This window comes from Vibrio astriarenae (assembly GCF_010587385.1).
GTDB lineage: Bacteria > Pseudomonadota > Gammaproteobacteria > Enterobacterales > Vibrionaceae > Vibrio > Vibrio astriarenae.
Window position 1 is genome coordinate 1,216,406 of record NZ_CP047475.1, and the last position, 23,740, is coordinate 1,240,145.

At 44.2% G+C, this 23,740-nt stretch carries 26 protein-coding genes; 13 read left to right on the forward strand and 13 right to left on the reverse strand.

Going from position 1 to position 23,740, the window contains the following annotated elements:
- Positions 1-59 precede the first annotated feature (59 nt).
- From GT360_RS05805 to GT360_RS05820, 4 genes are all read left to right on the forward strand, one after another.
- Entirely contained in the window at positions 60-311 is a 252-nt protein-coding gene (locus tag GT360_RS05805) for a DUF2999 family protein (RefSeq protein ID WP_164649590.1), read from the forward strand.
- A 134-nt stretch (positions 312-445) separates the two neighbouring features.
- A complete protein-coding gene (locus tag GT360_RS05810) occupies positions 446-2,344 on the forward strand; it encodes a BCCT family transporter (RefSeq protein WP_164647964.1) in 1,899 nt (632 codons plus the stop codon).
- A gap of 162 nt (positions 2,345-2,506) precedes the next feature.
- Positions 2,507-3,100: a TetR/AcrR family transcriptional regulator gene (locus GT360_RS05815; RefSeq protein WP_164649591.1), complete on the forward strand. Its 594-nt coding sequence runs from the start codon at positions 2,507-2,509 to the stop codon at positions 3,098-3,100.
- 175 nt (positions 3,101-3,275) lie between these two features.
- Entirely contained in the window at positions 3,276-3,629 is a 354-nt protein-coding gene (locus GT360_RS05820) for an XRE family transcriptional regulator (protein ID WP_164647965.1), read from the forward strand.
- Here the strand turns inward: GT360_RS05820 and GT360_RS05825 are convergent.
- From GT360_RS05825 to GT360_RS05860, 8 genes are all read right to left on the reverse strand, one after another.
- The gene (locus GT360_RS05825) at positions 3,624-4,622 is read right to left on the reverse strand and encodes a sensor domain-containing diguanylate cyclase (RefSeq protein WP_164647966.1); all 999 of its coding nucleotides are present in this window, start codon (positions 4,620-4,622) and stop codon (positions 3,624-3,626) included. The two genes, GT360_RS05820 and GT360_RS05825, sit on opposite strands and share 6 nt — an antisense overlap.
- Positions 4,623-4,947: 325 nt before the next feature.
- Positions 4,948-6,378, reverse strand: coding sequence for a 6-phospho-beta-glucosidase (gene ascB / locus GT360_RS05830; protein WP_164647967.1), 1,431 nt, complete (start codon positions 6,376-6,378; stop codon positions 4,948-4,950).
- 33 nt (positions 6,379-6,411) lie between these two features.
- Positions 6,412-7,851, reverse strand: coding sequence for a PTS transporter subunit EIIC (locus tag GT360_RS05835; RefSeq protein ID WP_164647968.1), 1,440 nt, complete (start codon positions 7,849-7,851; stop codon positions 6,412-6,414).
- A 220-nt stretch (positions 7,852-8,071) separates the two neighbouring features.
- A complete protein-coding gene (locus GT360_RS05840) occupies positions 8,072-9,064 on the reverse strand; it encodes a sensor domain-containing diguanylate cyclase (RefSeq protein WP_164647969.1) in 993 nt (330 codons plus the stop codon).
- 162 nt (positions 9,065-9,226) lie between these two features.
- Positions 9,227-9,604: a 3D domain-containing protein gene (locus GT360_RS05845; RefSeq protein ID WP_164647970.1), complete on the reverse strand. Its 378-nt coding sequence runs from the start codon at positions 9,602-9,604 to the stop codon at positions 9,227-9,229.
- Between the two features lie 271 nt (positions 9,605-9,875).
- Positions 9,876-10,226 (reverse strand): hypothetical protein, encoded by a 351-nt coding sequence (locus GT360_RS05850; RefSeq protein ID WP_164647971.1) that lies wholly within the window; start codon positions 10,224-10,226, stop codon positions 9,876-9,878.
- Positions 10,227-10,559: 333 nt separating this feature from the next.
- Entirely contained in the window at positions 10,560-11,168 is a 609-nt protein-coding gene (locus GT360_RS05855) for an esterase/lipase family protein (protein ID WP_164647972.1), read from the reverse strand.
- 3 nt (positions 11,169-11,171) lie between these two features.
- A complete protein-coding gene (locus GT360_RS05860) occupies positions 11,172-12,077 on the reverse strand; it encodes a helix-turn-helix domain-containing protein (RefSeq protein ID WP_164647973.1) in 906 nt (301 codons plus the stop codon).
- A gap of 286 nt (positions 12,078-12,363) precedes the next feature.
- Here GT360_RS05860 and GT360_RS05865 point away from each other — a divergent pair, with 286 nt between their 5' ends.
- Positions 12,364-13,254 carry an alpha/beta hydrolase gene (locus GT360_RS05865; RefSeq protein ID WP_420825443.1) on the forward strand — a complete coding sequence of 297 codons (891 nt, stop codon included), beginning with the start codon at positions 12,364-12,366 and terminating at the stop codon, positions 13,252-13,254.
- A 14-nt stretch (positions 13,255-13,268) separates the two neighbouring features.
- Positions 13,269-13,826: a nuclear transport factor 2 family protein gene (locus GT360_RS05870; RefSeq protein WP_164647975.1), complete on the forward strand. Its 558-nt coding sequence runs from the start codon at positions 13,269-13,271 to the stop codon at positions 13,824-13,826.
- 59 nt (positions 13,827-13,885) lie between these two features.
- Here GT360_RS05870 and GT360_RS05875 read toward each other — a convergent pair whose 3' ends face one another.
- Both GT360_RS05875 and GT360_RS05880 read right to left on the reverse strand, forming a co-directional pair.
- On the reverse strand, positions 13,886-14,470 hold the full coding sequence (locus GT360_RS05875) for a YceI family protein (protein ID WP_164647976.1): 585 nt from the start codon (positions 14,468-14,470) through the stop codon (positions 13,886-13,888).
- Between the two features lie 402 nt (positions 14,471-14,872).
- On the reverse strand, positions 14,873-15,607 hold the full coding sequence (locus tag GT360_RS05880; protein ID WP_164647977.1) for a glycosyltransferase: 735 nt from the start codon (positions 15,605-15,607) through the stop codon (positions 14,873-14,875).
- A 143-nt stretch (positions 15,608-15,750) separates the two neighbouring features.
- On the opposite strand from GT360_RS05880, the gene GT360_RS05885 reads away from it, so the two are divergent.
- On the forward strand, positions 15,751-16,296 hold the full coding sequence (locus GT360_RS05885; RefSeq protein WP_239502595.1) for a GNAT family N-acetyltransferase: 546 nt from the start codon (positions 15,751-15,753) through the stop codon (positions 16,294-16,296).
- On the opposite strand, the gene GT360_RS05890 is transcribed toward GT360_RS05885, so the two are convergent.
- Entirely contained in the window at positions 16,293-17,291 is a 999-nt protein-coding gene (locus GT360_RS05890) for a helix-turn-helix domain-containing protein (protein ID WP_164647978.1), read from the reverse strand. The two genes, GT360_RS05885 and GT360_RS05890, sit on opposite strands and share 4 nt — an antisense overlap.
- 208 nt (positions 17,292-17,499) lie before the next feature.
- Here GT360_RS05890 and GT360_RS05895 point away from each other — a divergent pair, with 208 nt between their 5' ends.
- From GT360_RS05895 to GT360_RS05905, 3 genes are all read left to right on the forward strand, one after another.
- Positions 17,500-17,703: a hypothetical protein gene (locus GT360_RS05895; RefSeq protein WP_164647979.1), complete on the forward strand. Its 204-nt coding sequence runs from the start codon at positions 17,500-17,502 to the stop codon at positions 17,701-17,703.
- Positions 17,704-17,935: 232 nt separating this feature from the next.
- A complete protein-coding gene (locus GT360_RS05900; protein WP_164647980.1) occupies positions 17,936-18,235 on the forward strand; it encodes a Dabb family protein in 300 nt (99 codons plus the stop codon).
- A 67-nt stretch (positions 18,236-18,302) separates the two neighbouring features.
- Entirely contained in the window at positions 18,303-19,232 is a 930-nt protein-coding gene (locus GT360_RS05905; protein WP_164647981.1) for a DUF808 domain-containing protein, read from the forward strand.
- A gap of 59 nt (positions 19,233-19,291) precedes the next feature.
- On the opposite strand, the gene GT360_RS05910 is transcribed toward GT360_RS05905, so the two are convergent.
- Positions 19,292-19,942 (reverse strand): membrane dipeptidase, encoded by a 651-nt coding sequence (locus tag GT360_RS05910; protein WP_164647982.1) that lies wholly within the window; start codon positions 19,940-19,942, stop codon positions 19,292-19,294.
- A gap of 1 nt (position 19,943) precedes the next feature.
- Positions 19,944-20,585 carry a hypothetical protein gene (locus GT360_RS05915; RefSeq protein ID WP_164647983.1) on the reverse strand — a complete coding sequence of 214 codons (642 nt, stop codon included), beginning with the start codon at positions 20,583-20,585 and terminating at the stop codon, positions 19,944-19,946.
- A 286-nt stretch (positions 20,586-20,871) separates the two neighbouring features.
- Between GT360_RS05915 and GT360_RS05920 the strand changes: the two genes are divergently transcribed.
- The 3 genes from GT360_RS05920 (at position 20,872) to def (ending at position 23,199) form a co-directional block, all read left to right on the forward strand.
- The gene (locus GT360_RS05920; RefSeq protein ID WP_164647984.1) at positions 20,872-21,813 is read left to right on the forward strand and encodes a zinc-binding dehydrogenase; all 942 of its coding nucleotides are present in this window, start codon (positions 20,872-20,874) and stop codon (positions 21,811-21,813) included.
- A gap of 84 nt (positions 21,814-21,897) precedes the next feature.
- Positions 21,898-22,560 carry a CatB-related O-acetyltransferase gene (locus GT360_RS05925; RefSeq protein ID WP_239502596.1) on the forward strand — a complete coding sequence of 221 codons (663 nt, stop codon included), beginning with the start codon at positions 21,898-21,900 and terminating at the stop codon, positions 22,558-22,560.
- Between the two features lie 84 nt (positions 22,561-22,644).
- The gene (def, locus tag GT360_RS05930) at positions 22,645-23,199 is read left to right on the forward strand and encodes a peptide deformylase (RefSeq protein ID WP_164647985.1); all 555 of its coding nucleotides are present in this window, start codon (positions 22,645-22,647) and stop codon (positions 23,197-23,199) included.
- Positions 23,200-23,740: the final 541 nt, after the last annotated feature.

Sequence of the window (23,740 nt, forward strand, 5' to 3'; positions counted from 1 at the left end):
TCCAAGAAAACTTGATGCTAGACTTCGAACTCGCTATTTCACGTATTAAAGGAAACGAAATGAACCCAATTATTGCTATGCTGAAAGAGAACAATATCAGCGATGAGCAGATCAGTGATGTGTTTGAAGCCCTGACGCAAAATCCACTTGCAGCGATGGCGACGATCGGTCAACTAGGTCTTCCACAAGAGCAACTTCAACTGTTAATGGGTCAAGTGATGCAAAACCCGATGTTGATTAAAGAAGCGGTGGAAGAACTAGGATTGGACTTCTCAAAAGTTGAAGCGGCGAAAGAGCAGCTCAACAAGTAGCGCCTCATCCAGGTCGTTGCCGTTATCGTGACGACCTGAACAAGTTATTCCTATCCATACGACAAGGATCTTTGGTTTCTGAGCGAATAAGAAAACTGTCATCATAATCACAGTATTACAATTGATATGTGGTTATGGAAAAATCCTTCTCTTTAATAGACAAACCGACTTTTTTCGGGGCGCTATTCCTATTACTAAGCGTGGTATTCCCACTTCTTATGTTCCCAGCACAGGGAGCTGATTGGATTGCTATCGCTAAATCTTTTATGACTGACAAGCTAGGTGTGCTGTATCTTGCGCTAGGTATTGCTGCTATCTGCTTTATGATCTATACCGTGTTCAGTGACTTAGGACAGATCAAGCTTGGTGATGTTGACGAGCAGCCAGAATTTAACAATGCTTCTTGGGCAGCGATGTTATTTTGTGGTGGTATCGGCGCCAGTATTCTGTATTGGGGTTGTATCGAGTGGGCCTACTATTATCAGTCGCCACCCTTTCAGCTAGAGGCAGGCAGTGAAGAGGCTGTGCGTTGGGCTGCCACGTACGGGCTGTTTCACTGGGGCCCCATCGCATGGTCAATCTATTTGATTCCTGCGTTACCTATTGCCTACTTCTACTATGTGCGTAAGCAGCCTGTTCTTAAAATCTCAGCCGCGTTGATGCCGGTACTGGGTGAAGAGCGCGCGAACGGTGCGATCGGTAAGTTTATCGATGTCCTGTTTATCTTTGGCATGTTGGGCGGTGCCGCCACAACGTTGGGTTTAGCGGCTCCCCTCATCAACGGTGGTTTACATCACTTGTTTGATGTGCCAAATAACACTTCAACGCAAGTGGCTGTACTTTTATTATGCACTGCTATCTTCGGCTACTCAGCTTATGCTGGATTGGAAAAAGGCATTAAGTTTCTTAGCAATATCAACTTCTGGGGTGCAATGGGGTTACTCTTGTTCATCTTGGCGGTTGGGCCGACAGTCTTTATTCTTGAAACGGGCTTAGACTCTATTGGCCGCATGATGTCGAACTTTTTTGTGATGGCGACATGGGCTGAGCCATTCGGTGGTTATGGCGAGTTTGCAGATACTCATTTCCCCCAGGACTGGACCATTTTCTACTGGGCTTGGTGGCTGGTGTTTGCACCTTGTATGGGGTTATTTGTTGCGCGAATTTCACGTGGACGAACAATTAAGCAGATGGTTGTGGGCTCAATCTTCTATGGTTCATTGGGCTGTTTCTTATTCTTTATTGTTTTAGGTAACTATGGTTTGTCTCTTCAATTGATGGGTGAGCTTGATGTTATCTCAATCCTAAATCAATCGGGTGCACCTGCCGCAATCTTCGCGATGCTCGACACGTTACCGTTAGCACCGATGATCATTGGGGTGTTCACGTTGTTATGTATCATCTTCACTGCAACCTCGTTTGATTCCATCTCGTATATTTTGGCGTCAGTTGTGCAAAACGATGTGACTGAAGAGCCGATGCGCTGGAATCGTCTATTCTGGGCATTCACATTGTCCTTTTTGCCAACGGTGTTAATGTTCATGGGTGGGTTATCAACACTACAAACGGCAGCAATTGTCGGTGGCTTGCCACTGTTAGCGATTTCAGTCATGTTGATGGTGTCGTTTGTGCGCGCAGCGAGCCTGGATATCAGGCATCAAGCTGAGTACGAAGAGCCAACGATCAATATTGAAGAGCTTCCAGAGATGGACCCTTGGTCCACGGAAGGTATGGCACTAGCTAAGTTTGAACGTTGTAGAGACAGCGCGCAGCAAGCGGCTGAAGAAGAGCGAGAAGTGTTGGTCGATCTCAATCGCTTGAGAAAACGCATACGCGCGTTTGCACTTGAACACTACAACGACGCAACCTATGCAAATCATCTATTACCAGATGAGATGCAAGAGGAGCTAAAGCGCCTGTCAGAGATGCTTGGTTTAGCAAAAGAGAAGAAACAGGCTCTATCTCAAGAGGCTCAAGAATCTAGGGCTGAGTTTAACCTTGTTATGCTTGGATTAGAGCAAGCAACAACTTAGCGACAAAGAGTAAAATTCTCCTAAACAGACGTAACTCAAGCCATCTTAACGGGTGGCTTTTTTACATACCCCTAATCCTATTGTAGGCGCCTTTTCTTTACCTCATTTCCAACATCCGCTACGATTGAACTATCGTTCAAGATAATGAAGTGCAAACAATCTATGGCTAAACCTGCTCAGTTCGACCGTCAAGACGTGGTAGAGAAAGCGATGAATCTCTATTGGGAGAAGGGCTTTCACGCGACGTCAATGCGCAACTTGCAAGAAGTGATTGATATGCGACCAGGTAGCATATATGCCGCTTTTGGTAGTAAAGAGGGGTTGTTTAGTGAGGCGTTAGATAACTACGTGCAGAGAGGTGTAAGCAAGCTTCACGAGTATAGAGTCAACTTCGATTCACCCATGAGTGCGTTACGTGCTTTTGTGAAAAGCCAAGTAATAGGAAGTATTACCCAAGCGCCGAGCGGTATATGCATGCTGGCTAAAACAGTATCAGAGCTAACCGATGAGCATAGTGATTTACTTGAGCAAGCACGTCAAGCGTTGAAAACGATGGAACAAGAGTTTGCAAAAGTCATTGTTGAGGCTCAAGAACAAGGGGAAGTATCGAAGGAAAAAGAGGTGATGAGCTTGGCGAGTTATATTCAGGTTCAAATCGCGGGTCTACGAATCTACGCAAAAGTAGCAGGAGAAACGGCACCGCTGGAAATGATGATCGATAACATCTTTGAGCAAATGCTGTTACCACGTTCTTAGTCACTAAATGAGTCGAGTTTTGGGCACACGACCACGTTTGCACAAACCTTAAAGAAAAACTCACCTATACCTGACATCAGAAAAGCCCTAGCACGCAAAATCCCACCATTAAATTATATATTGCTCGCGATATCATCATGTCGCCACAAGAGTAAAACAGTAGTGGGATTAAATAATGGAATTTACGCAACAAGATACCAAAGCGCTGTATCAAATTTGGATGTCACAGAAAGCAAAAATGCGCGTGACACAGATGGAGATGGCGAAACAACTCAATTTGAGTCAACGTGACTTTTCAGCAATGATCCGTGGCGCATTGCCTTTGACTATGACGTTTGTTAGCCAATTTTGCGCACAAATGCATGTTGATCCAAAACTTGTCTTACCTTCACTGCGCTCGACGGACGGTGACGCGACAAAAGTCGTGTACCTTAAAACCGCGATGACGATCGATGGCGAAATTCAACGCGCCTATATTGAGGGCAACCAAGTTATTGTCGAATATGCTCATACCGTCGCGCAGTTATAAACGTCGATTTTGGTCATGTTTGGTGACATTAGCTTCGGTGGCATCATCGGTAACGAATTGAAATAACGTAGGGCGAGGGAAGACTCGATTCCCCCCTAAGTGCCTCGCTTTGCGCATGTTCTCGGTGGTTTTTTCTAGGAAACCAGAAAGCGTTCTAAAGTAAGTTTGTGGGCTAAATGCTGCACAACCAATACTTAGTGAAACGCGATCAGTCACGGATGAGCGTTTATGGGTAAGCTTGGCTTCAAACAACGTTTGCCTGACGGACTCTGCCAGCAATTGTGCAGTCATCTCTTCTGTCTCGGGCAGAATAACCGCAAACGTGTTGTTGCTGATGCGTGCTACCTTGTCTGCTGGGCGGGAAAAGTTCTGCTCAATCAAAGAGGCCACTTGCAACATCACCTTATCTCCCATCAGTGGACCATGAAAGTTGTAGTATTGGTTAAAGTCATCCAAGTTAAACATCAATAGCGAAAGGGAGCTCTTGTTTCTCTTAGCCCGTGAGTATTCCACTGAGAGATGTTCATCAAAGGTAGTCTGGTTGTGGACGCCAGTTAAAGCATCGGTACGTTGCAGGGCTCTATTTTGCTTTCTTAAGTCAGCCAATTCTATTTCGATGAGTTTGGTCTCGGTAATGTCTGTCATCAGCCCAGTGACTGCCGTAGTTTGATGGTTTTCTTGTGTCACATGAATCGTATCTCGAATCCATAAGTATTCACCGGAGGCGCATCGGCAGCGATATTCCAGTTGATGATCCAAGCCTGCTTCACACTGCTTTAACCACAACTCTACTGTTTGCTGGCGATCTTCTGGGTGGATTAAGCTAATCCAGTCGCGAACGCTGTGCCAGCTCTCTTGTGGCCATCCGTATCTAGATTCTATTGAATCAGCAATATGGGTAAATCGTTTACTCTTCCAATCCAAAGACCACGGGATCGCCTGAGTCGACTTCAACAGTGTTTGATAAATTTTCTCGTTAATACAAGCGGACATAATGACTCTCCCTCATTGATAGAGCCTAGCTTTATGACGAATTCCGGCGCGAGTCTTTTTCGCTCGCTATACAAAAGAGATTAGGAGAGTGGGAGGTGGTTTTAAATATCTCAACTTGAGACACCAGGATGGTTATCTACAAATTACTCATTTGTCTTAATTTTGCGCTTGCCGATTCTCGAGTGTCGTCATTTTTAACAGTTTATTAAGGTCAGATCTTTTAACGAAGACATTAAGCGCTAGGTTGCGTACTTGATTGGTAGGTCAACATGGGGGACCCATTTGAAAAGTGAGGGCCAGTTGCAACTGGCTCCTCATTTGAGTATTAATCTAAATCAGTACCGTTACTTGCGATAACTTTTTGGTACCAATAGAAAGATTTTTTTCGTGTGCGGGCTAAAGTCCCATGTCCTTTATCGTTACGATCGACGTGGATAAAGCCATAGCGTTTACTCATCTCTCCGGTCGATGCAGAGACAAGGTCAATACAACCCCAGGGAGTGAATCCTAGCAACGGCACCCCATCGTCAATCGCTTGCTTCATGGCTTTGATGTGTTCGCGTAAATAGTTGATGCGGTAGTCATCGTTAATTTGGCCTTCTGAGTCAAACTCATCCATTGCCCCTAAACCGTTTTCAACTAGAAACAGCGGCTTTTGGTAACGGTCATACAGCGTATTCATCGTTATTCTTAGGCCCAGTGGGTCAATGACCCAGCCCCAATCACTGGCGGGTAAGTGAGGGTTTTTTATTGACTTGACGACATTGGCTTCACTGGTATTTCCACTGTTCATCTCCGCAGAGGCGCAGCGCGATGCGTAGTAACTGAATGAGACAAAATCAACGGTGTTCTTCAGGATATCGAGGTCTCCATCATGAATATCAAGTTCAACGCCCTTGTCTTTAAATACTTTCTTAGCATAAGAGGGGTAATAACCGCGAGACTGAACATCGATGAAAAACAGATTTTCACGATCTTTCTCCATAGCGGTGAACACATCTTCGGGTTTGCATGAATATGGATAGAAATTCCCACCGGCCAACATGCATCCTACTTTGTTTTGAGGGTTAATCTCATGGGCAATGCGCGTGACCAGAGCACTTGCAACTAGCTCATGATGGGCTGCTTGATATTTGACTTGGTCTCTGTTTTCTCCAGGTTGGAACAGCAAACCCGCACCAGAAAACGGACTATGTAAAAGTATGTTGATTTCATTAAAGGTAAGCCAATACTTAACCAACCCGTCAAACGCGTTAAAGCAAGTTCGGGCGTAGCGTTCGAAAAAGGTAATCAATTTTCGATTCCGCCAAGAACCATATTTTTCGACCAAGTGCATTGGTACATCAAAATGGCATAGCGTCACTAGTGGTTCTATACCGTGCTTTTGGCACTCTTCAAAAACCTTCGTATAGAAATCTATCCCTTGCTGATTCGGCTCTTCTTCATCTCCGTTTGGATATAAACGGCTCCAGGCGATGGACAGTCTAAACACTTTAAACCCCATCTCGGCCAAAAGAGCGATATCATCTTTATAGTTATGGTAAAAATCGATGGCATCGTGGCTCGGATAAAACTCATTGTCATCCAGTGCAACCTTGTCAACTAAGCCAAGCTTAATTGGCATACGGTTGGCACCATGAGGAATCATGTCTACGGTTGTCAGACCTTTACCTTCTGCTAAATGTGCGCCTTCAGCTTGGTTCGCCGCAATCGCACCGCCCCATAAAAAATTGGCTGGGAATTGACTATCAGTCATACATACCTCGAGGTCCTAAAATCATTTATGTCATTAGTTGGATTTGGATAAGTCTGGTTCTATCTGTTGTGTGTTGCTGCTCTTTTTCTCGTCGATATCTGCAAACCCAAGGATCTTAGTAAGAGAGAATGAGATAAATATTGATAGTGTAACGAGACCGAGCACCCACCCAAGACTTGTGGGGTTGTTAACATCGAGAAATTGAACACTGGTGAGCAGGCTTGGTGCTGCTAAAGACTGGCTTTCAATACCAATAAATCCAGCACAAGCCCCTACGATGAACCCAGTTATCATGGTGGCAATAAGTGGACGTTTTAAACGAGTTAATACCCCATAGAGTGCGAGTTCAGAAACGCCAGATAAAATCGCGGATGCACTCGCAGTTAATGATGTCTGCTTCATTGCTCTGTTTTTTGTCATCCAAGCAACAGCGAGACAGGCGCCTCCCATACCGACATTTGCGCCAATTTGCGCGGTGAGTATTAGGCTTTCGCTGCCTGTTTGCGCAATGCTTTGAATAATGACCGGTGTCAGTACTCGGTGCATACCAGTAAGAATGATCAGTGGCCAAAGTGCACCGAGAAGCGCGACGGCAAGCCACCCCAGTTGCTCATGTACGATGAAAACTAGGCTCAATATATTGTTCCCAATCCATAAGGTTAATGGGCCGATTAGGAAAATTGCTAATGGGGCAGCAATCAGCATGATTATCATCGGCTTCAAGAAGCTTTTGACGATATCGGGAGTGGCGCGCTCAGCAGTGCGCTCGATTAAGGAAAGTACCCAAGTCATTACAAGCGCCGGAAGAATGCTGTAGGCATAATTAAATGAGGCTAGATCAATGAGTAGCTTTTCCCCATACACACCGCTCCTAATCAACTCAATAAAGGATGGGTGAACTAAGACCCCTGCAATTGCAATGGACATAAAGACGTTGGTATTGAATCTAACGGCTGCTGAAGCTGCGACAAGAAGCGGTAGAAAGAAGAAAGCAGAGTCTGCGATGATATTGAGTAATGTGAAAATCGGCGAGGTGCTCTCCAATATTCCGATAACCTGCAGAATCATTGCGAGCAGTTTGATCATTGACGCGCCGATAATGGCTGGGATGAGCGGAGACATGGTGGCGACTAGCGCATCAAGCATCTTTGATGGAATAGACTTAAACGAGTAATTAGCTGGTTTCGAGGAGGAGGTTATCTCTTTATTTGTGTCACTTTCCCTCGCCAAATACTGCTCTATTTCGCGGTAAACCGCACTCACGTTATTCCCTACAATGACTTGGCATTGCTCTCCATTGCTGACGACGCCAATGACACCATCAAGACCCTTGAGTCTGTTGTAATTTGCTTTACTTGCATCATTGAGTACCACTCTAAGCCGCGTCATACAGTGTGTGAACTGGCGAATATTTGGTTGCCCCCCCAGAGCATGAACAATATCTTTTGAAAGTCTCTTTACTGGCTTGGTCATTGTTCTATTCCTAGGAAGCAATATGGCAGGAAGGTGATGAGTTTACAGACCAAAGGTATCAGTAAAGACTGACTTTTGACTATGTTGTCGTCAGTCAATTTACGTAAAGAGTAGGGATATGTGATTCGGGACGAAACGCAATTACAGTGGATGAAACAGGTTTCATCGAAGCGCTAGTTTGGCTCTGGATTAAGAGGAGTGAATAGTACTGAGTATGGATTTAACGTTGCTGGCGAGTGATACCTTGTTTGATGCTGAATTTACTGTTTTCAAATCTAAACATGCTGGGCTCTGGATAAACTTGGTTTCGTCCTGCTTTTTTGGCCAGATACATGTTTTTATCCGCTTCTTCTATCAGCGATGAGATAGAACGAAAGCAGTGACTTGAACTCATTGTCGTAACGCCTACGCTACAGGTCACCACCTGCGAAATATCTGACTCAGTATGCTCAATACCTTGCTCTTCAACGGCTAAGCGAGCGGTTTCTGCTAACAGCATTGCCGTTGCGTTATCTGTATCAGGTAATAGCGCGATGAACTCCTCACCACCAAGGCGGCAAACTAAGTCGGCTGGGCGTGTGAAAGCGCTGGATAAGGTTTTTGCAACTTGCTTTAAACAAGCATCGCCCTGTTGATGCCCGTGGCGATCGTTATATTTTTTAAAGTAGTCGATATCAAAGAAGAGTACGGACAGAGGTGAGTAGTTGCGCTTTGCTCGGGAAAACTCCATGGCCATCCTTTCATCAAATGCCGTTCGGTTGGCAATTTCAGTCAGGCTATCCTCACGCAGTAGGCTCTCATTGAGCTGGTTAAGCTCAATCAACTCCAGTTCCAATTTCTTTCGGGCAGAAATATCGAACATAAATCCGATAATGGATATGGTTTTATCTGCTTCACGAATGACATGGACAACATCTCGAATCCAGACATAATCACCAGATTTTGTCAGCGCTCGATAGTCTGCTTCATGATCTACACCATCATTTGAGAGTTTTAAACAATAGTTCACCGTTTTCTGGCGATCTTCTGGGTGCATGCGATCAATCCAATCTTGTACTGATACCCAACTTTCGGGTGCCCAGCCCAACACCTCTTCTATCTGGGGGCCAATATAATCAAATTGTTTTGTTTCCCAATTGATCTTCCAAGGTATAGCAAGCGTAGATTCGAGGAGTGTCTGATAAAATTTGTCCGTAAAGGCGGATGTCGGCATGGCGTTCCCTCGGTCGCTAGTGCGTTGATGATTTAAGAATATGCAACGCTCGGTAGTTTGAAACTACTACTTTCGTTTATCTATTTAATGATAGGAGAGGGTTGAGGTTTTGTGTAACACGTCTGTTACTTTTACGTAGTGCGTTGTCCGCTATTCGCTTTATTATTCATTCCAATAGATGGTCACAGTGCGCTTGCCCCATTGAATGGCGCTTTCCCTGTCATTTCCCATGTAGATGTCTATCTTCCTCGTCCACCTTTTGTTCATCTTGTCGAGAACCCGATAGGTGCCTTCAAACCCTTCAATTCTCACTTCCTGATTGTGCGTTAGACCCAAAGCGATGAGGTCACGGGAGACAGCGATGGATTTCATTCCAGGTTTTAACCTGTCACCCCATGCGCCAATATTGGGTGTAGAGTCTGTCTCTCCGACAGTGGATGTATAGGCACTTGCCGTGACTTTTAACGAACGCTCTTGATGGGCAATAACATGACAGGAATAACTGAAGAACAAAATGGCAATGAACAAGGCGAAGGGCATGTGGAACCAGCTTAGTCAGAGACAAACGTAATAACCTCATATAAGCATAGTGGTAAACGAGGGTGTAGGATGACTTGTATTTAGTCTAAGAGTTTTTGGGCGACCACTAATCCAATTTTCCAAATTAATGAGAGCACAACAACAAGCCCACCCCATGCACTTCCCATCAATGAGATGGTTAGACCAAATGCTAAAGCGAGCCAAGACCATGTTTCTGAAGGGTAATATCTTTGTGTGAAAATCGTTCTTGCATAGGGTTCTTAACCTTAGTTTAGTTGGATTCAATGAGCGTATTGAGTCGACCCTTTAGCTTCTCAAGTTCACTAGCTTTTTCCTGCCACTTTTCAAAGTAGAGATCGCGTTCATCCGAGATCGCAGCAAGGGCTTTGATGTGTCTTTCTTGGATGCCTGCTAGGTCATTCGCATGTTTCGCTTTCAGGTTAAAAATGATGTCATTGAGTTGGGTAATTTTGTCGAGGTTTTTAAACCTATCAGCTTTGAGTTCACTGATTTCAATGAGCATTCTGTTTTGACTAATATGACGTTTTAGCTCCTTGTTCTTTTGCTGAAGATTGAGGATTTCTCGCTTTACTTCTTGCGGGAGGTCATAGTGAGTAAGCAATTTAATATCCTTAGTGTCTGGGGGCCAAAACGCCTTATTTCACGACAGTGATATCGTATGAGTTTCGGTGCATAACCGATAGGTCATTTCCGGTCAAAATGATATGAAATGTGGCATATTGGGCAGGATTATTTAGACAGGGATATCGAAAACAGTTGTGTGTCAGGTATCACGAGAGAGCGCAACGGGTGGATTAATTTTTACCTGTAAACTGCCCACCCTTGAGGTAGTTAATGACTTTTTCTATAACGACAGGGTGATAGCGAAGCTGGTGGTGAGGTAGGTTCACTTCCCAATAATCATCCATTCCTTCAAGCCTAGTCGAATCGACACTCACCAAACCATCGTTCTCTTTTTCAAAAGGTGCTCAGTAAAAGTGTATTTTTCTGTTCCTGCGATCACGCCAAATGGATAGTCAGGTAACCCTATCTGAGTCGCAATGCCATGGTCATCACTGACTAAAGCACTCGGTACTTCACCAAACCAACTACTCCAAAAGCTTTGAGCGTAATGATCAGCGACGTCGCTGCCATGATTAGGTGTGCCGATTAAGACAACACGACCGAGTCTGTTGGACTTTTGTAGCGATCTATCATTATCTAAGTGGTAACGAATCACCAATCCCCCTAGAGAATGACCCACGAAATGAACGGTTTTGTCTGTCTCTAGACATACACTCATTTGGCGTTCTGTTTCTGTAAACAGTGTATCGATGCTTGTCCAAAAGGTAGAGTATTCAAGAACACAGGTTTGATAGCCCGCATTTTCAAAAGCGTCCGACATCTCATGCATCGAACTGGCACTACGCCCTAAACCATGGACAACCACGACCACATCAGAATCTGGTTTTTGGTTGGAGCTGATCACTGGAGCCGAAGTACAACCCATCAAAGTGATGAGAGGAAGGGCTAGCGATAGCAGATGTGTACGCGTTATATTCATACTCTAATCGTTGGATTGCTTTATGTATTGTCTAGGTGTAATGCCATATTGATTTTTAAAAGCACGGGTAAAGTGGGACTGGTCATTGAAGCCACACTGTTGGCTAATTTCGGCGATATTTGCATTGATGTTGACCAGCTTTTGTTTTGCAAGCTCAAGCCGTTTTCCAATGATGTACTGATAGGGAGTAATCCCCATCAGCTTCTTGAACTCTCGCAGAAAATAGAACTTACTGCAGGACAATAAATCAGCAAGGTCATCGACTGAGATAGGGTGGGCGATGTGCTTATCGATATAGTGGTCGACTTTATCCATTTGGTTTTGGTCGAACTTTGACTCTGCTTGCAGAGTTTTCTGGAGATCTAGGTAATTCGAGTAATTTTGGACGTAGTGGTTGGCCAGCAGTGAAATCAGCTGATTAACGTAGTTTAATCCATTTCTACCTTTCGCTTTCACCTCCAAAATAAACAAATCCATGATTCCTTTGATCACGGGATCTGAGACGTTGTAGTTATTGAGAAATTGCAGATTCATTTTTTCAATGTTGAGTGGGCAGCTGTCGAGAAATAACCGTGACTCAATAGCAAGTATCACAAAATGGCAAGGCTCAGAGATATCGTGTGTGAATGGGGTCTCTGGTGGATTAATCCAGATGTCATCGGCGACGGCCTTAATCGCTGTTAAGTTTTCTCCGGAACCAATGTTCCAATTCAGCTCTTTGTCCAAAGCGAGCGCAAAGTAGAAGTAAGGGGTGTAAACATTGTCAGGATAGAAGTGAGGTGAACGCCCTTTTTCTAAAATGACCCCTTCCCAGCCTAGCGCTTGATTAGAAAAGTCGATGTCTAAGACATCACCACAATCGGACAGTGTTTTAGATTGATGACTATAGAATTTTAGTTGTGATTTCAAACCATACACCTGCAATGTGTCACTTCTATATAGAGTAAGCATTAAAAATCAATTTATTGCAAAGCGCAATAAAGTACAAAAAGCCAAGCAGTAATCTTCAATCTAAACATACCGACTCCTCATAGTATTACCTCATCGAAAGACAGCCGAGCCAGTGAATAGAACGTGCATTTTCACGGCAGCGCGATACTCAGCGACAAAAGGAAATATGACTATGCTTAAACCAGTTCTTCTCTCTACAGCAGCTCTACTTTCAGCATCAACAGCCATGGCAAGTGAGGACATCATGACCACTCAAGTACATAAAAGCATCAAGCAAGCAATACAACTGGACACTCGCGTTGGCACACTAGCCGCTGACCTTTATCTACCGGATGGTGCAGATAATCCACCTGTTGTCATTGTGACAGGTGCTTGGACGACAGTGAAAGAGCAGATGCCAGCCACCTATGCGAAAGCACTTGCAGAGAATGGCTATGCGGCTGTGACGTTTGACTTCAGAGGGTGGGGAGCATCAAAAGATGTGGTCCAATATTTGGAGGACCCGGCTCGAAAAACAGAGGATATTCGTGCAGTTATTGAGGCGGTATGGAATTTGGAGGTGGTCGATGGTTCGAGAATCGCTGGACTTGGCGTGTGTGCGTCTGCCGGTTACATGCTGGATGCAGTGGCGGGTAACGACAAGATTAAAGCAGCCGCCGTCGTAGCTCCCTGGTTGCATGACAAAGCGATGGCCACGGCGATTTATGGTGGCGAGGAGAGTGCTGCTAATCTAATCGCCGCGGCGAATCGAGCTAAGGAGAGTGCGGAGGCGGTGATTATAGAAGCGGCGAGTACCACAAACAGTGACGCTTTGATGTATCAGGCACCTTACTATACCGAAGCGGATCGTGGTTTGATCCCTGAATACGATAATAAATTCAACGTCGCTTCTTGGGATGGTTGGCTTAACTACGATGCGCTGCAAAGTGCGAAAGTGCAAAACAAGCCGGTTATCATGGTTGCGTCTGAAGATATGGCTTTGCCAGTCGGCGCTCATGCGTATCTTGAAGGTGCTGGTGACAACGTGGGGGCAGTGTGGCTAGAGGGGGTGTCTCAATTTGACTTTTACGACCAACCTAAACCCGTTGCGGATGCTGTCGATGTTGTAGTGAAGCACTTAGAGGTGAATCTTTAAGCTAAGGTGCGAAGATGTCAAAAAGCATAATTAAACTTATAGTCAGTGTGGCGCTACTCGCCACTTCACTCTCAATTCTGGCGGCAGTTATGACTCAAGATGAAGCAAAAGTACGGAGCAATGTTCAGGGATTCTCAGCGTTAGCCGACCAAGGGGCGTTTGAGTATTTAGGCCGCTTATTTGCTTCGGAAGTTACTGTTGATTACACATCACTTTGGGGTGGCGAGCCTGCAACAGTGTCAAATGTGGAACTGATGCAACAGTGGGCAGGCTTTCTGCCGGGCTTTGATACAACATTTCATGAGTTGGAAGCGCCTATGGTGACCGTACAGGGATCAACAGCTACCGCAAACGTTAACTTTACTGCTAGGCATTGGCTTGGTGAGTCTGGCTTTTGGTCAGTGTCCGGCTCTTATGACTTTACCTTATCTAAGGTGGGAGAGGATTGGGTTATAGAAGCCCTCAAGCTAAACTTGGAGGATGAAACTGGTAGTCGTGACGTGCTAGCGGAGGCGCCTAAGTTTGCCGTAGAAAAGCAAAATCAGCGTGAAGCGAAGCTCTTGTCCTATTGAGTGATAGTTAAGGTGAACGATCAAGGCAGTGGCGTTTCGTCACCGCCTTGATTTTTTTGTCATTTCTTAAGTATCAAAGACACGTTCGCAGCAACGGAAGAAGAAATAGGTATCGCACCTACCGTACTAGAGAGCGCGGTTAGGCTCTCAGCAGGAATCCCGAAAAGAGTGCTATCAACGATGACAGGTTTTATGCTGAAGACAGAGATGACATCACCAACTCGCACAAGGTTTAATGAAAATTCTAGTGTTTGAGTTTTCCCATACATTGTGACCGATGCGGGTATGGTCGCTTGTATGATTACCGTATCACCTTCCATCAGCTCCATCGGCACCTCTGCACTAACACCAACATCAGGATAAGTAGCGATGTTGAAAAACAGTTCTCCTAACCTATCGTTTCGAATTGAAACACCAGTATCTATGTTCTTTATTGGTATCGAGACACTCAGTTTGCCGTTCTCATCAAGTGAGCCGGATAGGCCCGTTATGACCGCTGGTTCCACGATATATTGCTTTTTAATAGTAGAGAAACTAACGCTAGAAACATCTGTGTCCACTTGGTAACTGTCAGCCGCTAGAGCACTAAAAGAAAAGCTGCCATATACGAACGCGAATAATGAAGCGACAATTATCTGTCTCATAATAATATCCTTGTGTCATTCGGTGTTTGATTGAGTATTGTTCAAACTGACAACAGTGCAAATTAAACGAGGGCTTAGAGAGTTGTTTTGAATAAGCCTGCTATAAATACTCATTGAGTAATGTGCTAACAAAACAGGAGTTTGAGGCGAATGGTGAAACTAGACTTAAGAAATAGTCTTTTTAGTATTAGTCTTCGATATGTCGCGTTGTCCTATCGAAGACTAATACTCATTGTTGTTGGCGAGCGCAGTTTGGAATTGCGTTGAACGTGTGACGAAGAAGTTGCTCTAATCAGAAGAAAAATCGACTTTGCCAATAAATCACGCCTTATCTGCATTTTTGGCTTATGCAATATACCGATAAGAATGAGTCGCGAGCTTCCGAAATAGAAGAACTAACAATTATTGAAATGGAGTTTTCACGTGATTGCATGGATAGTCCATCTGGTTACCTCTAATTTCTCCAAACAAGAAACGACGCATATTTGCTTTGAGGTAGGTGAGCCCAGTTTTCACATGCCCGTTTTGCTCGAGCTTGCGTGAATTAAACTCGAAGGTCAGAGGCAGAAAACGAAATCGCCATGTCTTAGCCGCTCGGTTTACGTAGTCACAGTCCTCACACAACACAATCGCCTCATCAAATCCACCAACTCGTTCGTGTACGGTTTTTGTCGAGAATAAGCATGCACCAACAGCGGTGGGAAAGAAGTACTGAGTTGCAAAGAAGCCAAGGTTGCACATACCAAAGCCGAATTTATGTGCTAACGGTGACTTCTTAGCGCTCATGTATATGCCAGCAACCTCTAACTGCTGGTTTTGTAGCTTGTTTAGGGCGCGGCTTAGGAAGTCGTTAGACAGGCGGATGTCTGCGTCTAGGAATAGAATGCGCTCATATTTAGCGAGACTTGCACCTGTGTTTCGGCCAATACTCACGCTACGACCTTCCATTTTGTGCAGCGTTAGTTCAGGCAACCTATCTTGGTAGTCTTTGGCGATTTCGCAGGTGATATCGTCACTATCTAAGTTGACTAAAATGACTTCAAAACCTTGGTAAGTTTGTTGGGCTAAGTCCTCAAGCAGATGACCGATTTGTTGTTCTTCGTTTAGGTTGATCACAACAACACTGATGTTTTCCATAATTGCCTCCAATTAAGTGGTGAGAAGCGTAATGGGTTTACGTTCTCTCTATGGTGCTGATATTACGCTCTGTCCTTAAACTCAAAATGGAGTGAAGATTAAAAATAGTTAACTTAGAAAGTGTGCAATAACAGGCCTTAACAGTGAGTAAGGTATTGAATGTATTCTGTAAAAAGGACAAGATTGGATTGCAAATTTTCAATGCGTTAAAGAACAAGATGAGATTTAAGCAAGTACAAAAGTCAGATTTAGCGACGCAAAAAGAACTGTTGCTCGTTGCTTTATGGACCCCAGATAATGAACCAAACCATCCGCCTGAGACTCTAGAGTTACCTCATATTAAAGAGTACTTTGATGGTTGGGGTAGAAAAGGGGACTTAGGCCTTTTGGCGTTGAACTGCTTTAACGAGCCCATGGGACTTGTCCAAGTTAGATTCAAATCAAGTCAAACAGAGCTTTATTCCGATTACCCTGAGCTAGCCTTAGCGGTGTATCCCCAGTTTCAAGGAAGAGGGGTTGCCTCTTGTTTACTTAGTCAAGTTGTTGATGTGCTCAAAGGAACTTGCAGTGGGATAAGGCTTGGCGTCCACCCTCAAAATACCGAAGCAATTGCACTGTATGAGAAATTCAGTTTTAAAACTTATGACGTGGCCCAAAGTGGCTACCCGCAGATGGTGAGAGAGTATTAGCAACGCAAGCTATCAAGGATTGCCTTTGAATCCTTTGATGTAGCCCTAAAACTAGACGGAGACTCTCCTGTCCAAGCTTTAAACGCTCGGTTGAAGTTACTAAGGTCATTGTAACCGCTTCTCCAGGCGATATCGTGGATAGGCATGCTCGTGTTTGTGATGAGATCAATGGCGCACTCTTTTCTTGTTTGCTCTTTTAATTGTTTGAATGAGAGGTTCTGTGAACGCAAGTAACGCTGAAGAGTGCGTGGTGTGGTACACATGATCTTTGCGAACCACTCAATAGTAAACCAAGGCAGTGTGGCATAACTCGTCACCAATTTAGTGATACCTTGCTTAATATCCCCAGATGTTGTGACTCTATGAATGCCTTCAGTCGTTGTCAAATCATCAACTTTAATGGCACTGAAGTCGCATTCAAAATCAATATTTGATCTTGGGAAATATTTGTATGCAGCATCAGCATGATAGATGCTCATCACCTTGATTTTTCGAGGCGACCATGTGTGTCCATAAAATGCGCGCAAAAAAGTACAGAAAAGGAAAATATTATACCATTCGATTTGCGCATACCCTGGGCTGGATGGATTTCGGCTTTTTCGGTGGCACAACCAATATTCCCCTTCAATCTGCTCGAGCCAAATAGACAGGTGATTGTTCATCTTTGGCATGATCTTCAGTAATGTCTTTAGAGCCTCCTCAATGCTTGTAATCCCAACAAGGTTTTGCCTAAAAAAAGTCTGGAAACTTGAGGTTGCTCGTCGACCAATGTCTAAGCCAATATTTCGGTTAACTCTTCGCTCTAAAATCGCAACAAACTGTAGTAGGTTGTCAGAACGTACCCATTCTCGATTGTTTTCGATATCGACAGGTAGAAAGCACTGTTCCGCTATCTCTTCCCATTGAATACCAAGCTCATTGCAGTACTCGATAACATGAGTTAGGTGAGTGGTCGAACTCAGTTGGAGCTCATTCATGGCTGAGGGGCTAGACATAGTGCGCACCTAATGAGAAAGAATATTGCGAGTTTTACATTCTATCTCTGCATAGGTTTCTCGACTGTTATCTGCGGAACATGGTTGGATTTGTGACTAGGAAAGCGGTACATAAAACTTTCATATACTTTCGCTACCCTCGGCAATGACTCAGCTTCAGTTTTTAGTCACAAAGCACAAGTGTCCTATAGGCACAGGAAGAGTAATAATGAAAAATGTACATTTGATTGAAGTAGAAAGATATATGGAACGTCAGTACTCGGTCCCAGCGACATATATTGATAATCTAAGGTCAGCGCCATTGAAAGGCTTCCCGCAACAATATGCTGTTTTTGTTGAAGCATTTGATAAAGAGTGGAAACTGCTGGTGGATACGAGTACACCAAATATTAGTATCAATGAGGTGGTGTAAATTTACTATTACTTTCCTATCTAGCTTCTATATGTCTCCGAAGCAAAACGACAGACGTGATTAAGCCATGTTTTCTTTATAACGACTCTTGGCTCGGTTTTAGATTCAGTATATATAGGTTGATTTAGTTTAATAAAGACTTAAATATGTTGTTTAAAATATCGATGTCAAAAGGCGCCATCGACTTGGTTTGAATCGGAAAATAGCCTGATAAAGAAGTGAAAGGATTGTCATGATAAGACACATTTTATTGATCAAATTTAAAAATGAAACGTTATTGGAGCAAATCCAAGAGTTGATGGATCTATTTGTTGCTATCCCAAGTAAAGTTGAAGGCGTTGAGTCTGTGGAATGGGGAAAAAACAATAGTCCTGAAGGAAAAAACAAGGATTATACTCACTCCGTTTTTATGACGTTTGTCGATGAGCAGGGCAGACAAAATTATTTGCCTCACCCCGAACACGACGCATTGAAAGCCGTGTTTAGGCCCATCTTAGAAGATATCATTGTGTTCGATTATGCGGTCGTATAGCGACAAAAATTGACTCCTCTCTTTCTCCAGATAAGCTTAATTGAGTCCCTCAATTAGGAAACAAACCATGGCTGGTGCAAGTTTACTCACACTCATTGATGATATCGCCACACTGATGGACGATGTCGCTGTGATGTCTAAGGTAGCAGTGAAGAAGACGGCGGGTGTCTTGGGCGATGATCTTGCCGTCAATGCTGAGCAAGTCAGCGGAGTATCGACAGATCGGGAGCTGCCAGTTGTGTGGGCAGTAGCCAAAGGTTCGCTGATCAACAAAGTGATATTAGTGCCAGCAGCACTGCTCATTAGCTTGGTCGCTCCTTGGCTTATTACGCCATTGCTCACTTTGGGTGGCGCATTTCTCTGTTTCGAAGGCTTTGAAAAAATTCATCATTGGTGGTCCCACCGAAATCAAAAAGAGTCACCTCAAAGTGAGGTGGGCAGTACTCAAATGACAGAGCAGCAGCGTGGCGAGTATGAACAAACAAAGATAAAGGGTGCGATAAGAACCGACTTTATTCTTTCCGCCGAGATTGTCGTTATTGCTCTAGGTACCATGATGGCACAGTCATTGGCAATGCAGGCGGTGAGTTTGAGTCTTGTTGCGCTGGTCGTTACCTTCGGTGTTTATGGTTTGGTAGCGTTGATCGTGAAACTGGATGATGCGGGTCTGTGGTTAATAAACAACAATCCAAGACAAAGTTCGATTAAGCAATGGTTAGGTAGCGGCTTATTGAAGTTTGCGCCTTGGTTGATGAAAGCCCTGGCTATAGTGGGTACTGTCGCCATGTTTTTAGTTGGAGGGGGAATTATCGCCCATGCAGTACCTTGGCTTGAGCATCTTAGGGAATCTCAAGCCGACACATTCAACCATATCCCGAGCCTAGATTTGTTTTGGGAGAGTATCGGTGCCAGTATAATTCATTTACTCAGCGGTGCGTTTCTTGGCGCTATTTGCTTCTTGCTTCATCAAGGGTATGTGAAGGTAAGAGCGAAGTGAATAAGTGGAAGGATTTTAGGTTATGTTTGGGTCATCCGTGACCAATTTATGTTGCCTAGTTATTTCCACGTTTGTTCATACACACGCATCAGGTTGTCTGAGAATACTTTCGCCATATCTTCATCTGAGTATCCCATTTTTCTCAACTCATCAACGACGGGCGCCATGATTTTCGACATTTCACCACAACCTGTCGCCCCACGGTCAAAGGCATCCAGCATATAACCATTATCAGCATAAAGGTTAGCGTGTTTTTGTGCAAAACCAACGACACCAGCGACGGTTTGCATGTCGTCAGAGGCGATACCGACATGGTCGATTCCCACTTCTTGCACCGCGCCATCAATCATCTCAGCCGCTTGTTTAGGTGTGATATCTTCAGGCCATACACCGTCCATCATCCACTCGGCAAAGGTCACTGATATACCCCCACTGTTTTCTGCTATGCGTTTAGCATCTGGAGCATCGATGAGGCGATAGCAACCAGCCAGTCGATAGTGGTCATCTCCTTTCTTCAATCCTAGCTTGTCCATGCGTTCGGCTGTTTGCTCTATCGTCTCATAAGGTTCACACCCATAAGTCGAAGCGACAGGGGAGTGAGAGACAATCATGGGGACATTTTTATGGTGGGTTTCCATGTAGTCCAGAATGTCAGAAATCGTCTTGCCTGAGTTGTGAGAAAGGTCGACAGTGATGCCGTGCTTAACCATTTCATCGATTAATTTTTCTAAAATTCGTACCCTCTGACTTTAGATGCCGCCGCAGTGTTCGCTCTCCTAAACCAACGACGGCGCAGAACTCGTCGATGGAGAGGTTATCACGACCTATATAACTCTCCAGTGCTGCTGCGACCTGCTCAGAATAGGTGAATACGCGAGATGGGTAGAGTGTTTGGTGAGTGTTGGGTGAGTTACTTGTTAAGGTCTCATAACACAGAGCGGTGCGAGGTTGTCCTAAAAACTGAGGTGTTCGGCTGTTTACTTGCAGCTCACTTAACTCTGAACTTTCTAGGTACCTTAAATCATAGCGAATAGGAGAGTAGAGGTCGGGATACGTGCGTTTGTAGTAAAAGTGGGTCACAGCAAGGAGATAAAGCTCAGCGAGAAAAAGTAGTTTGCCAGTCATTGGAATATCTAACTCAATGGATGATACTGACGACTCTTGTCTTATAGTCAGGCTCTTAGCGGGTATATGGTCAATTAACTGATTTAGCGTTACTTTTGTTTTTTGAGATTCAGTGAATAGCGTCGAGACATAGCTTTGTGCTGCGGATTGAACAAGAGTGATGACGCGTGTGGGTGGCAAAGCGTCTTTTGAAGCCATCATCAGCATCAACAAAGAGCGAAAGGGCACAAACTCCGCGGAGCTTGTATCCAAATAAATGGGGGTTCTGGTGCTTTTGACCATTGGCCATACATTTCGAACTTCCTGTTTCAGTGTGTCTAAATAACAGATGACGGCACTCTTATTAATTAAGCTGATCAAATTCTTACTTCCCTGACAATAGTGCTGGCTTCGATAAAAGTGTATACCCAAGTGAGTTGAGGTGGCATATTCTTAGGTCGCAAACTAATAATTTTTTGTACCCAAAGAAAGGGGTGCGATGACAGCAATAACTTGTGTAGTGAAAGGATGATGGATGAAATCACAACGAGTTTGGCATTTTCAAAATAAAAACAACACAGTTTCACTAGATGCAGTAGAAAAACCATCGCTACTAGGTGGTGAAATATTGGTTCAAAATTATGCTATTGGTATCAACCCGGTAGACTGGAAGTTTATAAAGGCGAACCCTTTAAACTGGCTTGATGGACATGTTCCTGGCGTTGATGGTGCTGGTGTGATTGTAGAAGTAGGTGAAGGTGTTGATACTCAGTTAATCGGCACACGTGTTGCCTACCATGCGTTTTTGAATGAAAACGGCAGCTTTGCCGAGTTTACAACGCTGAAGGCGGAAAGAGTAATGGTCCTACCGGACAGCCTTTCGTTTGAGCAGGCAGCCGCGCTACCGTGCCCAATGCTGACGGCTTGGCAAGCATTCGAAAAAGTGCCTTTGACGCGCCAACGAGATGTCTTGGTCGTTGGCTTTGGTGCAGTAAATAATTTAGTAACACAGTTTCTTATTGGTGCAGGCTATGTGGTTGATGTGGTATCCGCTAGCCTAAGCCAAGAGTATGCGGCCAAGATTGGCGTGCGCCAGGTATTTAGGCAGCAGTCTAATGTTGAGGGTAAGTATTTTGCCGCATTTGATGCTGTGAGTGGCGAGAATGCTGCCAAGTTGGTGCCTTTGCTGCGAGCAAATGGTCATATTGTTTGCATTCAAGACCGTATTCCAGCACCCATCGATCCCGCGTTTACTCGAACGATTTCGTATCATGAACTCGCTCTTGGAGCTTTACATGAATATGGTGACCTCGAAGATTGGAAAACACTAATGCAAAATGGTGAGGCATTACTCCAGCGTATTGCTGATGGTCATATCGGAATTGCTGATATCGCGACTTTCGATTTTGAGGAGATGCCGAAGGCTCTTGCCAATAGTGAAAAGACGAAAGCCAAAACTGTCGTGCTAACCTCTTGATTTCAGATTGAACGCGATAACAAGATAATACGTCTGTATATTGAGTGACTAGAACGAACAACAAAAAAGAACAATGAGACAGGAATGATGGAACCAAGCAGTTTATTCCCCATTAAAGACTTCAAGAATACCGTTTTTTTAAAACCACTGATCACAAATAGTGATGTGACCAACGTACATGTTGGTGACTATAGCTACTACAGTGACTTCGAGGACCCTACCCAGTTCTTGACCAACAATGTGCTATACAATTTTGGTATCTCTGGAAACTCTCTGCATATTGGAAAATTTTGTGCGTTTGCCAATGGCGTAAAGTTCATCATGCCTGATGCGAATCACGCAACATCAGGTATTACGACGTATCCATTCGCCGTTTTTGGCGAAAAGTGGTCAGACGCAATGCCATTATCAGACTACCCATTTAAGCAGTATAAAGACACGGTCATCGGCAATGATGTTTGGTTAGGTTACGACGTAACAATAATGCCCGGTGTAACGGTAGGACATGGCGCAATCGTTGGTGCTAAATCCGTAGTTTCATCGGATATTCCACCTTATAGCATTGCTGTTGGTAATCCTGCAAAAGTGGTCAAAACTAGGTTTAATGAAGAAGCAGTCGAGCTACTTCTCAATCTCAGTTGGTGGGACTGGGACATCGCTTTGATAGAGAAAGCAATGCCGATTTTGGTCAAGGGAGATACTTCAACATTGCGCGAGTTTGCGAGACAAAATGGAATGAAATGCTAGCATGAAGTTGCACTTTATTGTTGATGTGGAGGCATTGAAGTCACATCAATCGACCTTTCAGATTTTACACATGAAATAATGGCCATGCAGAAACCTGTTAATGATTCATCAAACTCTAATATCGCTCAACTCGGTCATCCTGTTTTGCGTCAGCGAGCGCAGCTGGTTAGAGACATACAGTCAAGTGATTGTCAGGCTTTGATCCAAGATATGATGCAAAAGGTTGAGCAAGCTAATGGTGTTGGTATCGCAGCCCCACAAGTTTTTCAAAGCCTGCGTATCTTCATCATGTGCTCTAAACCGAATGCACGCTATCCTGATGCTCCAGAAATGCCAGTGACAGCAATAATAAATCCAGAGATCGTAGAGCGTAGTGTACAAACAGAGAAAGGGTGGGAAGGCTGTTTAAGCGTTCCGAGCATGCGTGGTTTTGTTCCAAGGCATACGAATATTGCTGTGCGCTATCATGACCAGCATGGTGAACTTCATCAAACTCGGTTTGCAGGATTCATAGCTCGTATCTTTCAGCATGAGCTTGACCATCTTGACGGGCTTACTTTCATCGATCGTTTAGAGTCGACCAAAGATTTGGTGAGTGAAAGTGAATGGTATGCACAGTTTTCACCATCTACTAATTAAACCAATAGTAGGTTCAGATTACTCAGCGACCGATAATTGGCTTTCTCTCTGACGTTATAGCAACGTGAAAAAGCCGCCCTAAAAAGGGCGGCAAACGACTACAGCGAACATGATATTAGAGTTTGATAGTGCAGGAGATCAAAACACTATCCCAGTTTCTTGCTCATGACTCTACACTCCAACTAACGCAAGCTTCGATGAGCAAACGTGCCCGCAGTAACAAGATCAACAGCAAAGAGCTGTGCAGGCAGAGCTCACTTTCTTGGAGTGACGATAAAGCTTAGATTGAATAAATCTAAGCTATACGTGGTTATAAAGTATTTTCGTCCTAGACTCTTCTTGAATCTAATTTATTCATTTTGGGATAGTTTCGACTAGACAGAGTCTCATAGGGTGGAGGGAGTGGACATGAGAAGAGTTCGGATTGCTTGCTGGTTGCTCGTTGGAGTCCTTAGCCTGGGTAGTTTCTCCTATTTCAGTTACTTTGAATCTTCACATCATGTTCCCCATATAGAACAGCTATCACCGCACTCTATTGATC